This is a genomic window from Streptomyces sp. NPDC047971, from assembly GCF_040653355.1.
Classification (GTDB): domain Bacteria; phylum Actinomycetota; class Actinomycetes; order Streptomycetales; family Streptomycetaceae; genus Streptomyces.
Map to the genome: position 1 here is coordinate 106,848 of NZ_JBEZNW010000011.1, position 13,255 is coordinate 120,102.

A 13,255-nucleotide genomic window follows, 5' to 3' on the forward strand; every position below is an offset into this window, starting at 1 on the left:
GTGTTCGGACGTCGCAAGAAGAGCGGTACCGCTGAGGACGCGGCGGGCGAGGCCGAGCAGGTCGTCGACGAGGTCGGCACCGACGGAGAGGCCGACGCCCCGCGTCGGGTGAACCTTCCTCCGGCCCCCCGCCCCGACGGGCCGTGGGACATCTCCGAGGTCTCCAAGCCCGAGGACGGTCGGGTGGACCTGGGCGGCATCTTCGTGCCCGGTGTCGAGGGCATGGAGCTCCGGGTCGAGGTGGCGGGCGACGCGATCGTCGCGGCCACCGTCGTCCTGCGCGACAGCGCCGTGCAGCTGCAGGCCTTCGCCGCGCCGAAGAAGGAAGGCATCTGGGGCGAGGTCCGCGAGGAGATCGCCTCCGGCATCACCCAGCAGGGCGGTGTCATCGACGAGGTCGAGGGTCCGCTGGGCTGGGAGCTCCGGGCCCAGGTCCCGGTGCAGCTGCCCGACGGCACCGGTGGCGTGCAGCTGGTGCGCTTCGTGGGTGTCGACGGACCCCGCTGGTTCCTGCGCGGAGTGATCTCCGGCCAGGGCGCGGTGCAGCCGGAGGCCGCCGGTCTGCTGGAGCAGATCGTGCGGGACACCGTCGTGGTCCGGGGCGAGGGCCCGATGGCCCCGCGCGACCCGATCGTCCTCAAGCTGCCGAACGACGCGCAGATGGTGCCCGAGGGTGTCCAGCAGGAGGAGCAGGAAGGCTCGCGCTTCTCCGGCGGCATGGGCCAGCTCCAGCGCGGACCGGAGATCACCGAGGTCCGCTGAACCCCTGATTCCGTGAGGCCGGTGGGCCGCGTTTCGAACACGTTGTCCGGAACGCGGCCCACCGGCGTTTCCCGGACCCTGGCCCGGCGGCCCCCCGGCGGCACATACTGACGGGCGCACACGTTCGACGAGGGGGAGTGCGGGGATGACCGACAGCAGCGTGCGGACCGGCACGGCGGTGGCCGGGGACCTGTCCGGCGGACCCATGGTCCGGGTCGAGAACCTGCACCGCTCGTACGGCACGGGCGCGGCGGCCGTCCACGCCCTGCGCGGGGTCTCCTTCGACATCCCGCGCGGCGAGCTCGTCGCGCTCAAGGGCCGCTCCGGTTCCGGCAAGACCACCCTGCTCAACCTGGTCGGCGGCCTCGACGGCCCCGACGGCGGCCGGATCACCATCGACGGCACGGACCTCGCGGAGCTCGGCGAGGACGGGCTGCTCGAACTCCGCCGGGACCGCATCGGCTTCATCTTCCAGTCCTTCGGGCTCATCCCGATCCTCACCGCCGCCGAGAACGTCGGCGTACCCCTGCGGCTGCGCAGGGCGGACCCGAAGGAGCGGGAGGAGCGGATCGCCCTCCTCCTCGCCCTGGTCGGCCTCGCCGACCACGCGGCCCAGCGGCCCGGCGAGCTCTCCGGCGGCCAGCAGCAGCGGGTCGCCATCGCCCGCGCCCTCGCCAACAGGCCGGCCCTGCTGATCGCCGACGAGCCGACCGGTCAGCTCGACGCCGAGACCGGGCTCGCCGTGATGGAGCTCCTGCGAGCCGTGGTCCGCAGCGAGGGGGTCACGGCGCTGGTCGCCACGCACGACGCCCAGCTGCTGGGCCTCGCCGACCGGGTCCTCGAACTGAGCGACGGCGAGATCACCGAGCACTGAGCTTCCTGGATAGCGGATAGGGGATTTCGGATCCGATATCCCGTCTCCGCCGCCTCCCCGGGCCGTATCGGCGGACACATCAGGATCCTGTCAAGACGACCCCCGGGCCTTGCCCCTTGTGCAGAATGTCCGTTTCGCTGGACGTAAGGTCATGCCATGGGACGCGGCAAGCTACGGATCTACCTGGGCGCGGCACCGGGCGTCGGCAAGACGTACGCGATGCTCTCCGAGGGGCACCGTCGCGTGGAGCGCGGCACGGACTGCGTCGTCGCCTTCGTGGAACACCACGACCGCCCGCGTACGGAGGTCATGCTGCACGGCCTGCAGCAGGTGCCGCGCCGCACGCTCCCGTACCGGGGCGCGACCTTCACGGAGATGGACGTGGACGCCGTGCTGGCCAGGAAACCGGCCGTCGCGCTCGTCGACGAGCTCGCCCACACCAACGTCCCCGGCTCCCGCAACGGCAAGCGCTGGCAGGACGTGGAGGAACTGCTCGCCGCCGGGGTGGACGTCATATCGACGGTCAACATCCAGCACCTCGAATCCCTGGGCGACGTCGTCGAGTCGATCACCGGCGTGCGCCAGCAGGAGACCGTCCCCGACGAGGTCGTCCGCCGCGCCGACCAGATCGAGCTGGTCGACATGTCGCCCCAGGCCCTGCGCCGCCGCATGGCCCACGGCAACATCTACAAGCCCGACCGGATCGACGCGTCCCTCGCCAACTACTTCCGGCCCGGCAATCTGACCGCGCTGCGCGAACTCGCGCTGCTGTGGACCGCGGACCGGGTCGACGAGTACCTCCAGCAGTACCGGGGCGAGCACAACATCCGCTCCACCTGGCAGGCCCGCGAGCGGATCGTCGTCGGGCTCACCGGCGGACCCGAGGGCCGTACCCTCATCCGGCGCGCCGCCCGGCTGGCGGAGAAGGGCGCCGGCGGTGAGGTCCTCGCCGTCTACATCGCCCGCAGCGACGGCCTCACCGCAGCCTCGCCCAAGGAGCTCGCCCTCCAGCGGACGCTGGTCGAGGACCTCGGCGGAACGTTCCACCACGTCATCAGCGACGACATCCCCTCGGGCCTCCTCGAATTCGCCCGCGGCGTCAACGCCACCCAGATCGTCCTCGGCTCCAGCCGCCGCAAGTCCTGGCAGTACATGCTCGGCCCCGGCGTCGGCCAGACCGTCGCCCGCGAGTCGGGGCCCGACCTCGACGTCCACATCGTCACCCACGAGGAGGCCGCGAAGGGCCGCGGACTGCCCGTCGCACGGGGCGCCCGCCTCGGCCGCTCCCGGATCATCTGGGGCTGGATCGTCGGCATCGCGGGACCCGGGCTGCTCGCCCTGCTGCTCACCCATGTCGACGCCGACCTCGGCCTCGCCAACGACATGCTGCTCTTCCTGGCGCTGACCGTGGCCTCGGCGCTCCTCGGCGGACTCATGCCGGCGCTGGCGTCGGCCGCCTTCGGCTCGCTGCTGCTGAACTGGTTCTTCACCTCCCCCATCCATCAGCTGACCATCGCCGACCCCAAGAACATCGTCGCGATCGCCGTCTTCTTCGGCGTCGCCGTGGCCGTGGCCTCGGTCGTCGACCTCGCGGCCCGCCGCACCCATCAGGCCGCCCGGCTGCGCGCCGAGGCCGAGACGCTCTCGTTCCTCGCCGGCGGCGTGCTGCGCGGCGAGACGAGCCTGGATTCCCTGCTCGACCGGGTCCGGGAGACCTTCGCCATGGAGTCCGTCGCCCTGCTGGAACGGCAGAGCGACGTCGAGCCCTGGACGTGCGCGGCGAGCGTCGGCGCGCACCCCGTGGCCCGTCCCGAGGACGCGGACGTGGACATGCCCGTCGGCGAGCACCTGGCCCTCGCCCTGACCGGCCGGGTGCTGCCCGCCGAGGACCGGCGCGTGCTCGGCGCCTTCGCCGCACAGGCCGCGGTGGTCCTGGACCGGCAGCGGCTCGTCGGAGAGGCCGAGGAGGCCCGCAAGCTGGCCGAGGGCAACAAGATCCGTACGTCCCTGCTCGCGGCCGTCAGCCATGACCTGCGTACCCCGCTGGCCGGGATCAAGGCGGCCGTCTCCTCACTGCGCTCCGACGACGTCGAGTGGTCGGAGGAGGACCGTGCCGAACTCCTGGAGGGCATCGAGGACGGCGCCGACCGGCTCGACCACCTGGTGGGGAACCTCCTCGACATGTCCCGGCTCCAGACCGGCACCGTCACTCCGCTGATCCGTGCCATCGACCTCGACGAGGTCGTCCCCATGGCGCTCGGCGGGGTTCCGGACGGCAGCGCCGAGCTGGACATCCCCGAGACCCTCCCCATGGTCGACGTCGACAAGGGGCTCCTGGAGCGGGCCGTCGCCAACATCGTCGAGAACGCCGTGAAGTACAGCCCGCCCGCCGTGCCCGTCGCCGTCTCCGCCAGCGCCCTGGGCGACCGCGTCGAACTGCGCGTCGTGGACCGGGGGCCGGGGGTGCCCGACGAGAGCAAGGACGGCATCTTCGAGCCGTTCCAGCGCTTCGGGGATGCCCCGCGCGGCTCCGGGGTCGGCCTGGGACTCGCGGTCGCCCGCGGCTTCGTCGAGGCGATGGGCGGCACCATCACCGCCGAGGACACACCGGGCGGCGGGCTCACGATGACCCTCACCCTCCGGGCCGTGAACGGAAAGCGGCCACCGCCGCCCGCCGACGTACCCGCTCGGGTGATTTCTTGAAGCGGGGGATCGGGCCACGGGGTCCGACCGTACGGCCCGCCGACGCCATCCGATGTGAGCCACGACCCCGTGGGAACAGACAGAGAGAAGGAAGCACTCGATGACCCGGGTTCTCGTCGTCGACGACGAGCCGCAGATCGTCCGCGCTCTGGTGATCAACCTCAAGGCGCGGAAGTACGAGGTGGACGCGGCGCCCGACGGTGCCACCGCCCTCCGGATGGCCGCCGAGCGCCACCCCGACGTGGTCGTCCTCGACCTCGGACTGCCCGACCTCGACGGCGTCGAGGTCATCAAGGGCCTGCGCGGCTGGACGCGGGTGCCGATCCTGGTGCTCTCGGCGCGGCACACCTCGGACGAGAAGGTCGAGGCGCTGGACGCGGGCGCCGACGACTACGTCACCAAGCCGTTCGGGATGGACGAGCTCCTGGCCCGGCTGCGCGCCGCTGTCCGCCGGGCCGAGCCGGTCGGTGGCGGCGAGGACGGCGTCGTGGTCGTCGAGACCGAGGGCTTCACGGTCGACCTGGCGGCCAAGAAGGTGCACCGGGACGGGAAGGACGTCCGCCTCACGCCCACCGAATGGCACCTGCTCGAAGTCCTCGTCCGCAACAGCGGCCGGCTGGTCAGCCAGAAGCAGCTCCTCCAGGAGGTCTGGGGCCCGTCGTACGGCACCGAGACCAACTATCTGCGGGTGTACATGGCGCAGCTGCGGCGCAAGCTGGAGGCCGATCCCTCCCACCCCCGGCACTTCGTCACCGAGCCGGGAATGGGCTACCGCTTCGAGCGCTGAAGGGGCTCGGGACGGGTGCGGGGAGGAGCTCGGAGACGGGTCCGGAGAGGGGCTCGGAGACGGGTCCGGAGCTGGGCTCGGGAGCGGCTTCGGAGCTGGGCTCGGGAGCGGGTTCTCGGGCGGGCTCTGGGGGCGCCGGGAGCCGGTGACGGCGGCCGGTTCCGCTGTGGGCGGGGGCCGGTACGCTTTCTGTATGAGTGCTGCACCGCGTACAGAGAAGCCGGCCGGACGGTTCCGCCGGATGCTCGACCGGCTGTCCACCTCGCAGGAGGAGCTGGAGTCCGTCGAGCTCCAGGAGGACGCCGAGGCGTCGGGCTGCACGCGTATCTGCGACTGCTCCGACCGCCAGATAGTCAAGGTGACTGGTACCTTGCGCACGGTCACCCTGCGCCCTCGGGCCGGTGTGCCGGCCCTCGAGGCCGAGCTGTTCGACGGCACGGCCCCGCTGGACGTGGTGTGGCTGGGCCGGCGGTCCATCGTGGGCATCGAGCCGGGCCGCAAGCTGATCGCCTCCGGTCGCATCTCGATGAGCCACGGCCGGCGGGTCCTCTTCAACCCCAAATACGAGCTCCGACCGCTCGGACAGGAGTAGCCGGTGACGTCGTTCGACAAGCCGACGACGGATCAGGACGCCCAGGACACCCAGGCGCGCCACGATTCCCAGGGAGCGAAGGAGGTCACGGAGGCCGCGCTGTTCGAGGCCTTCGGCGGCCTGCGGGGCATGATCGAGACGGTCGTGCCCGGCCTTCTCTTCGTGACGATCTTCACGATCAACAAGGACCTGCACATCTCGGCGATCGCGGCGCTCGCGGTCTCCCTGGTCCTCGTCGCCGTCCGGCTGATCCGCCGGGACACCGTCAAGCACGCCTTCAGCGGTGTCTTCGGTGTGGCGTTCGGCGTGGTCTTCGCGATGATGACCGGCAACGCCAAGGACTTCTACCTGCCGGGCATGCTGTACACGCTGGGCCTCGCCCTCGCGTACATCATCACCACGCTCGCGGGCGTTCCGCTCATCGGCCTGATTCTCGGGCCGGTCTTCAAGGAGAACCTCTCCTGGCGGACGCGCAACCCCGGCCGCAAGAAGGCGTACGCGAAGGCGAGCTACGCGTGGGGCTTCATCCTGCTCGCGAAGTGCGCGATCCTCTTCCCGATGTACTGGTGGGCCGACACGACCAAGTTCGGCTGGGTCCTGGTCGCCCTGAAGATCCCGCCCTTCCTGCTCGCGGTCTACCTGACGTGGGTCTTCCTCGCGAAGGCGCCGCCGCCGATCGACGTGTTCGCCGAGATGGAGGCCGAGGAAGAGGCCGAGAAGGCCCGCAAGGCCGCCGCGGCACGACAGCCGGAGGCGTAGAGCCGACGGGCGTCGCGCCCCCCGGTACGAGCCAGGAGGCGCCCAGGCTCAGCGGAGGCCGTGAGACGACGTGGCGCGCGTGGCGCAGACGGAAGGGCCCGGGACCTCGTGAGGTCCCGGGCCCTTCGCGTACGGCTCTTCCGCCGGATCAGCTCGCCGACGACGTGTCGCGGCGGACCGACAGCAGGTCCTCCAGCTGCTCCTCGCGCGCCTGGGCGGCCACGAAGAGGAGCTCGTCGCCCGCCTCCAGCGTCTCCTCCGGGCTCGGGGTCAGCACCCGGGAGCCGCGGATGATCGTCACCAGGGAGGTGTCCTGCGGCCAGGCGACATCGCCCACCGCCGTACCCGCGATGCCCGACTCCGGCGGGAGCGTCAGCTCCACGAGGTTCGCGTCACCGTGGGAGAAGCGCAGCAGCCGGACGAGGTCGCCGACGCTCACCGCCTCCTCCACGAGGGCCGACATCAGACGCGGCGTCGACACGGCGACGTCCACGCCCCAGGACTCGTTGAAGAGCCATTCGTTCTTCGGGTTGTTCACCCGGGCGACCACGCGCGGCACGCCGTACTCGGTCTTCGCCAGCAGCGAGACGACCAGGTTCACCTTGTCGTCACCCGTGGCGGCGATCACCACGTTGCAGCGCTGCAGCGCTGCCTCGTCGAGCGAGGTGATCTCACAGGCGTCGGCGAGCAGCCACTCCGCCTGCGGCACCCGCTCCACCGAGATGGCGGTCGGCGCCTTGTCGATCAGGAGCACCTCGTGCCCGTTCTCCAGGAGCTCGCCCGCGATGGAACGGCCCACCGCACCCGCGCCCGCAATAGCGACACGCATCAGTGACCGCCCTCCTCGGGACCCTGGGCGAAGGCCTCCTCGACCTTCGCGATCTCGTCCGTGCGCATCATCACGTGCACGAGGTCGCCCTCCTGCAGCACGGTCTGCGACGTCGGGATGATCGACTCGCCGAGCCGGGTGAGGAACGCCACGCGCACACCCGTCTCGTCCTGCAGCTTGCTGATCTTGTGACCGATCCACGCCGGGGAGGTGTGCACCTCGGCCAGCTGCACGCCACCGCTGGGGTCGGTCCACAGCGGCTCCGCGCCGGACGGCAGCAGCCGCCGCAGCATCTGGTCGGCGGTCCAGCGGACCGTGGCGACCGTGGGGATGCCGAGTCGCTGGTAGACCTCGGCGCGCCGGGGGTCGTAGATCCGGGCGGCCACGTTCTCGATGCCGAACATCTCACGGGCGACCCGCGCCGCGATGATGTTCGAGTTGTCGCCGCTGCTCACGGCGGCGAAGGCACCGGCCTCCTCGATCCCCGCCTCGCGCAGCGTGTCCTGATCGAAGCCGACGCCGGTGACACGGCGCCCGCCGAAGCCCGAGCCGAGACGGCGGAAAGCCGTCGGGTCCTGGTCCACGACGGCGACGGTGTGCCCCTGCTGCTCCAGGGTCTGCGCGAGAGCGGCTCCCACTCGCCCGCAGCCCATGATGACGATGTGCACGTCCCCTTACCCCGCACTCCTGATCGTCTTACTGACCTGCGAATACACCCTGCTCACAACTTTCCTCACCCGACTGGCCCGGGCCGTGGCGGGCAGCGCCCTGCCGTGCTGCCCGATCCGAGCTTATGCGGCAACTCCTGAGGGGACCGCATCCGAGGTGCCGGGCACGGAGATTCGGTGCGGATTGGGGGTCGCGGTGAGCATGGCTGTTTTCGAACGCTTACGATCCTCTCCGTGTCCAAACTGACCGACCTGCCTAAACGGATCTTGATCGGACGGGCTCTGCGCAGCGACAAGCTCGGGGAGACCCTGCTACCGAAGCGCATCGCCCTCCCCGTCTTCGCCTCCGACCCGCTGTCCTCGGTGGCGTACGCACCCGGCGAGGTGCTGCTCGTCCTGTCGATCGCGGGTCTGTCGGCCTACCACTTCAGCCCGTGGATCGCGCTGGCCGTCGTCGTCCTGATGTTCACGGTCGTCGCGTCCTACCGGCAGAACGTCCACGCGTACCCCAGCGGCGGCGGCGACTACGAGGTCGCCAACACCAACCTCGGCCCCAAGGCCGGCCTGACCGTCGCCAGCGCCCTGCTCGTCGACTACGTCCTGACCGTCGCCGTCTCGATCTCCTCGGGCATCGAGAACCTCGGCTCGGCCATCCCGTTCGTCGTCGAGCACAAGGTCCTCTGCGCGGTCGGCGTCATCGTGCTGCTGACGCTGATGAACCTGCGCGGGGTGAAGGAGTCCGGCAGCCTCTTCGCCATCCCGACGTACGTCTTCGTCGCCGGCGTCTTCATCATGATCGCCTGGGGCGCCTACAAGGGCATCGTCCTCGACGAGACCATGAAGGCCCCGACCGCCGACTTCGAGATCAAGCCCGAGCACCAGGGGCTGGCCGGGTTCGCGCTGTTCTTCCTGCTGCTGCGCGCCTTCTCCTCCGGCTGTGCCGCCCTCACCGGCGTCGAGGCGATCTCCAACGGCGTCCCCGCGTTCCGGAAGCCGAAGTCGAAGAACGCGGCCACGACGCTCGCGCTGATGGGCGCGCTCGCCGTCACCATGTTCTGCGGCATCATCTTCCTGGCCCTCGCCACCGACGTACGCATGGCGGAGAAGCCCGCCCAGGACCTGCTCCTGAACGGCGTGCCGGTCGGCCCGGGCTACGTCCAGGACCCGGTCATCTCGCAGGTCGCCGCCGCCGTGTTCGGCGACGGGACGTTCTTCTTCGTCCTGCTCGCCGCGGCCACCGCGCTCGTCCTCTTCCTCGCCGCCAACACGGCGTACAACGGCTTCCCGCTCCTCGGCTCGATCCTCGCCCAGGACCGGTACCTGCCGCGTCAGCTGCACACCCGCGGCGACCGGCTCACCTTCTCCAACGGCATCGTGCTCCTCGCCGGCGCCGCCGCGCTGCTGGTCTGGGTCTACGGAGCCGACTCGACGAAGCTGATCCAGCTCTACATCGTCGGCGTCTTCGTCTCCTTCACGCTCAGCCAGACCGGCATGGTCCGGCACTGGAACCGGCACCTGAGGACCGAGAAGGACCCGGCCAAGCGCCGCCACATGATCCGCTCCCGCGCGATCAACGCCTTCGGCGCCTTCTTCACCGGCCTGGTCCTGGTCGTCGTCCTCGCCACCAAGTTCACGCACGGCGCCTGGGTCGCCCTGCTCGGCATGGTGATCTTCTACGGGACGATGACCGCGATCCGCCGCCACTACGACTCCGTCGCGGAGGAGATCGCCGCCGCGGAGGAGCGCCCCGACGAGTACGTACGCCCCTCGCGGGTCCGCTCGGTCGTCCTCGTCTCCAAGCTGCACAAGCCGACGCTGCGGGCGCTCGCCTACGCCAAGCTGCTGCACGCGAACGAGCTGGAGGCGCTCAGCGTCAACGTCGACCCGGCCGAGACCAGGGCGCTCAGGGAGGAGTGGGACCGGCGCGGGATCAACGTCCCCCTCAAGATCCTCGACTCGCCGTACCGTGAGATCACCCGGCCGGTGATCGAGTACGTGAAGAACATCCGCCGCGAGAGCCCGCGCGACGCCGTCTCCGTCTACATCCCGGAGTACGTCGTCGGCCACTGGTACGAGCACCTGCTGCACAACCAGAGTGCGCTGCGACTCAAGGGCCGCCTGCTCTTCACGCCCGGCGTGATGGTGACCTCCGTCCCCTACCAGCTGCAGTCCTCCGAGGCCGCGAAGAAGCGGGCCAGGAAGCGCCAGGACTGGAACGCGCCGGGTTCGGTGCGCCGCGGCCCGGTCGAGAGGCGCCCGAAGGAGCCCGCGGCCAAGAGCTGAGGCGTTCCGCGTCGCCACGGACACGTAGACTGGTGGGCTGCCGCGCTGCGGCGGCCCACCTGTCTCATTCTCTGGAGTTCCCCCGTCATGCAGAACGCACCTGTTCCTTCGTTGGTCGGGGAAGAGTACGAGGTCGAGGTCGGCCCGGTGGCGCACGGCGGCCACTGCATCGCGCGCACGGAGGCCGGCCGCGTCCTCTTCGTCCGGCACGCGCTCCCGGGTGAGCGGGTCGTCGCCCGGGTCACCGAGGGCGAGGAGACCTCCCGTTTCCTGCGCGCGGACGCGGTCACGATTCTGGAGGCGTCGAAGGACCGGGTGGAGGCCCCCTGTCCCTTCGCGGGCCCGGGCAAGTGCGGCGGCTGCGACTGGCAGCACGCCAAGCCGGGCGCGCAGCGCCGCCTCAAGGGCGAGGTCATCGCCGAACAGCTCCAGCGCCTGGCCGGGCTCACCCCCGAGGAGGCCGGCTGGGACGGCACCGTCATGCCGGCCGAGGGCGACAAGCTCCCCGCGGGCGAGGTCCCGCAGTGGCGGACGCGCGTCCAGTACGCCGTGGACGCCGAGGGCCACGCGGGGCTGCGCCGGCACCGCTCGCACGACGTCGAGGTGATCGACCATTGCATGATCGCGGCCGAGGGCGTCTCCGAACTCGGCATCGAGAAGCGGACCTGGGAGGGCATGGCCTCGATCGAGGCGATCGCCGCCTCGGGCTCCGGCGACCGCCAGGTCGTCCTGACCCCGCGCCCCGGCGCGCGGCTTCCGCTCGTGGAGCTGGACAAGCCGGTCTCGGTGCTCCGGGTCGACGAGAAGGACGGCGGCGTCCACCGCGTCCACGGCCGCCCCTTCGTCCGCGAGCGCGCCGACGACCGCACGTACCGCGTCGGCAACGGCGGCTTCTGGCAGGTCCACCCGAAGGCCGCGCAGACGCTGGTCCTCGCGGTGATGCAGGGCCTGATGCCCCGCAAGGGCGACACCGCCCTCGACCTCTACTGCGGCGTCGGCCTCTTCGCGGGCGCGATCGCCGACCGCGTGGGGGACCAGGGCGCGGTGCTCGGCATCGAGTCGGGCAAGCGCGCGGTCGAGGACGCCCGCCACAACCTGGCGGCCTACGACCGCGTCCGCATCGAACAGGGCAAGGTCGAGTCGGTCCTCCCGCGCACCCGCATCACGGAGGTCGACCTCATCGTCCTGGATCCGCCCCGCGCGGGCGCCGGCAAGCAGACGGTCAAGCACCTCGCGAGCCTGGGCGCCCGCCGCATCGCGTACGTCGCCTGCGACCCGGCGGCCCTGGCCCGAGACCTCGCCTACTTCGCCGAATCGGGCTACCGGGTCCGGACGCTGCGGGCGTTCGACCTGTTCCCGATGACGCACCACGTGGAGTGCGTGGCGATTCTGGAGCCTGCTGAAAAGGGCCGCTGACCTGCTATTTCTTCGAGTGTGCGTGATGGGCGTTACGTGCGTCAGGTGCGACATCTTGACGCATACTCGACGCACGTGACGCACGTTTGACGCGCGGACGGGGTGGTTTCTGATGGGTCGACATGCGCGCTTGGCGGCCGCAGAGTGGAGCCCTCGGTTGTGGGATGGTAGGCCTCTTGAGGTGGCAGGGGCACTGGCTGCGGAACTGTTGGCTGCCTCTGCCTGATCCGCTTCTCGGAGGCTTCGTCGCTTTCGTCGGCCGGTGCGGCGGCTCGCTTCCCGCTCAGGTTCGATTCGCCCAAGAGGGCCATGGAACGGGCCCCACGGCCGCTCGCCGGCAGTCCCGCCGAGCGGCACCACTCGGGCTAGTCAGTCACCATCCGCAGGCATCAGGAAACCGTCTGCTTCGCGGATCGCCCCCTTCACGACGAGCTCGTCCACATCGCTCGTGAGCGCATCCCTGATATCAGGACCCAGCCGTGTCCACCCGAAGAAGCGTGCGGCCTCGCGGAGCAGCTCCTCTCGGTGGACGCCCGGACTTTCCTCGACCACATGTCCCCTCGGCGGCGGCAGGTTCGCCACCCGCACGCTCTCGTACGACAAGCCCGGCTGCGTACCGGAGTCGAAGCCGAAGGCGAAACCGGCCCCCGCGCAGGCTCCCGCACCTACCTCCGGCCCTGCGGCCCCACCCGCACCGAGCGATCCCCAGGCACTGCCCCAGCCCTCGGCCCATCCAGAGCCGCCACAATCTCCCACCGGCCCCGCCGCCGACCTTCTCGCCCGCCTCCGTCTCGTCGACCCCCGGCTGCCGCTCTCCACCGGAGACGTCCAGCGCCTCGCGCCCGCCGTCGAGACCTGGCTCTCTCGCGCCGCGACGCTCGCCCAGATCCCCAGGACCTTGACCGCGAACCTCCCGCCCGAGCCCGTACCGATCCACCACCCGGCCCGGTTCCTGGAGTTCCGGCTCCGCCATCTCCTCCCGCCGCCCCTCCCTGCGGAGGAGTCGCGGCCGCCCGGACCGGCGCCCCTCGTCACCTGCGACGGCTGTGAGCGGGCCTTCCGCAGTCACGACCCGGACGCGTCCTGCGGGGATTGCCGAGAGGACGCTGCCGCGTGAATCAGGCCCCGTCCACGACCGCCAGGTGATGGCGCAGTTCGTCGGCCACCCGCGCCGCATCGCCCGCACCCGGCAGGCGCCAGTCCGTCTCGATGCCCTGGTCCACGGCCGCCTCGCTGCTGAAGCGGATCAGGTCGGGAGCGGGCAGGTGGTTGTCCCGCAGCCAAACGAGGAAGGGCGCTGCCTCGGCGGCCGTCGTGTCGACCAGCACCACGCAGTCCCGTCCGTGGACAGTGGCCGTGCCGTCGTATTCGGTGCCGTCGTCGGTGGCAGCCCAGAAGGAGAGGTACGGCTCGCCCTGGTGGGTGTGGTCCTGGCGGACCTTGTAGCGGGCTTCGGTGAACGACTGCCGGAGTGCTTCGCCCAGGCCCGCGAGGTCCAGGGACCAGGCATGCGGCTGCCGCGCCGGCGCGTAGAAGAGAAAGGTGGTCCGGTCGTCGTCATCGGGCGCCACGAGCAAGTCCT

12 protein-coding genes are annotated in these 13,255 nt (G+C 70.9%); 8 read left to right on the forward strand and 4 right to left on the reverse strand.

Annotated elements, in window-relative coordinates:
• The 6 genes from AB0D99_RS13670 to AB0D99_RS13695 all read left to right on the forward strand — a co-directional run bounded on the left by AB0D99_RS13670 (position 1) and on the right by AB0D99_RS13695 (position 6,477).
• Positions 1–762 carry a DUF3710 domain-containing protein gene (locus AB0D99_RS13670; protein ID WP_362359973.1) on the forward strand — a complete coding sequence of 254 codons (762 nt, stop codon included), beginning with the start codon at positions 1–3 and terminating at the stop codon, positions 760–762.
• A gap of 145 nt (positions 763–907) precedes the next feature.
• A complete protein-coding gene (locus tag AB0D99_RS13675; RefSeq protein WP_362359976.1) occupies positions 908–1,636 on the forward strand; it encodes an ABC transporter ATP-binding protein in 729 nt (242 codons plus the stop codon).
• 156 nt (positions 1,637–1,792) lie between these two features.
• Complete coding sequence (locus AB0D99_RS13680; RefSeq protein WP_362359979.1) at positions 1,793–4,339, forward strand: sensor histidine kinase KdpD; 2,547 nt, start codon at positions 1,793–1,795, stop codon at positions 4,337–4,339.
• A gap of 100 nt (positions 4,340–4,439) precedes the next feature.
• Complete coding sequence (locus AB0D99_RS13685; RefSeq protein WP_362359982.1) at positions 4,440–5,126, forward strand: response regulator; 687 nt, start codon at positions 4,440–4,442, stop codon at positions 5,124–5,126.
• A 193-nt stretch (positions 5,127–5,319) separates the two neighbouring features.
• Positions 5,320–5,718, forward strand: a complete 399-nt coding sequence (locus AB0D99_RS13690) for an OB-fold nucleic acid binding domain-containing protein (protein ID WP_260226041.1) — start codon at positions 5,320–5,322, stop codon at positions 5,716–5,718.
• 3 nt (positions 5,719–5,721) lie between these two features.
• Complete coding sequence (locus AB0D99_RS13695; protein ID WP_362359985.1) at positions 5,722–6,477, forward strand: DUF3159 domain-containing protein; 756 nt, start codon at positions 5,722–5,724, stop codon at positions 6,475–6,477.
• Between the two features lie 148 nt (positions 6,478–6,625).
• Here the strand turns inward: AB0D99_RS13695 and AB0D99_RS13700 are convergent, their stop codons facing one another.
• Positions 6,626–7,306, reverse strand: a complete 681-nt coding sequence (locus AB0D99_RS13700; RefSeq protein WP_362359988.1) for a TrkA family potassium uptake protein — start codon at positions 7,304–7,306, stop codon at positions 6,626–6,628.
• Positions 7,306–7,974 (reverse strand): TrkA family potassium uptake protein, encoded by a 669-nt coding sequence (locus AB0D99_RS13705; protein ID WP_362359990.1) that lies wholly within the window; start codon positions 7,972–7,974, stop codon positions 7,306–7,308. Before AB0D99_RS13705 ends, AB0D99_RS13700 begins: the two co-directional genes overlap by 1 nt.
• Before the next feature lie 234 nt (positions 7,975–8,208).
• Between AB0D99_RS13705 and AB0D99_RS13710 the strand changes: the two genes are divergently transcribed.
• Complete coding sequence (locus AB0D99_RS13710; RefSeq protein ID WP_362359993.1) at positions 8,209–10,257, forward strand: APC family permease; 2,049 nt, start codon at positions 8,209–8,211, stop codon at positions 10,255–10,257.
• Between the two features lie 87 nt (positions 10,258–10,344).
• Entirely contained in the window at positions 10,345–11,673 is a 1,329-nt protein-coding gene (locus tag AB0D99_RS13715; RefSeq protein WP_362359996.1) for a class I SAM-dependent RNA methyltransferase, read from the forward strand.
• Positions 11,674–12,042: 369 nt separating this feature from the next.
• On the opposite strand, the gene AB0D99_RS13720 is transcribed toward AB0D99_RS13715, so the two are convergent.
• Together AB0D99_RS13720 and AB0D99_RS13725 are read right to left on the reverse strand one after the other, a co-directional pair.
• Positions 12,043–12,276, reverse strand: coding sequence for a hypothetical protein (locus tag AB0D99_RS13720; RefSeq protein WP_362359999.1), 234 nt, complete (start codon positions 12,274–12,276; stop codon positions 12,043–12,045).
• Between the two features lie 515 nt (positions 12,277–12,791).
• On the reverse strand, positions 12,792–13,244 hold the full coding sequence (locus AB0D99_RS13725) for a hypothetical protein (RefSeq protein ID WP_362360002.1): 453 nt from the start codon (positions 13,242–13,244) through the stop codon (positions 12,792–12,794).
• Between the last annotated feature and the right edge of the window lie 11 nt (positions 13,245–13,255).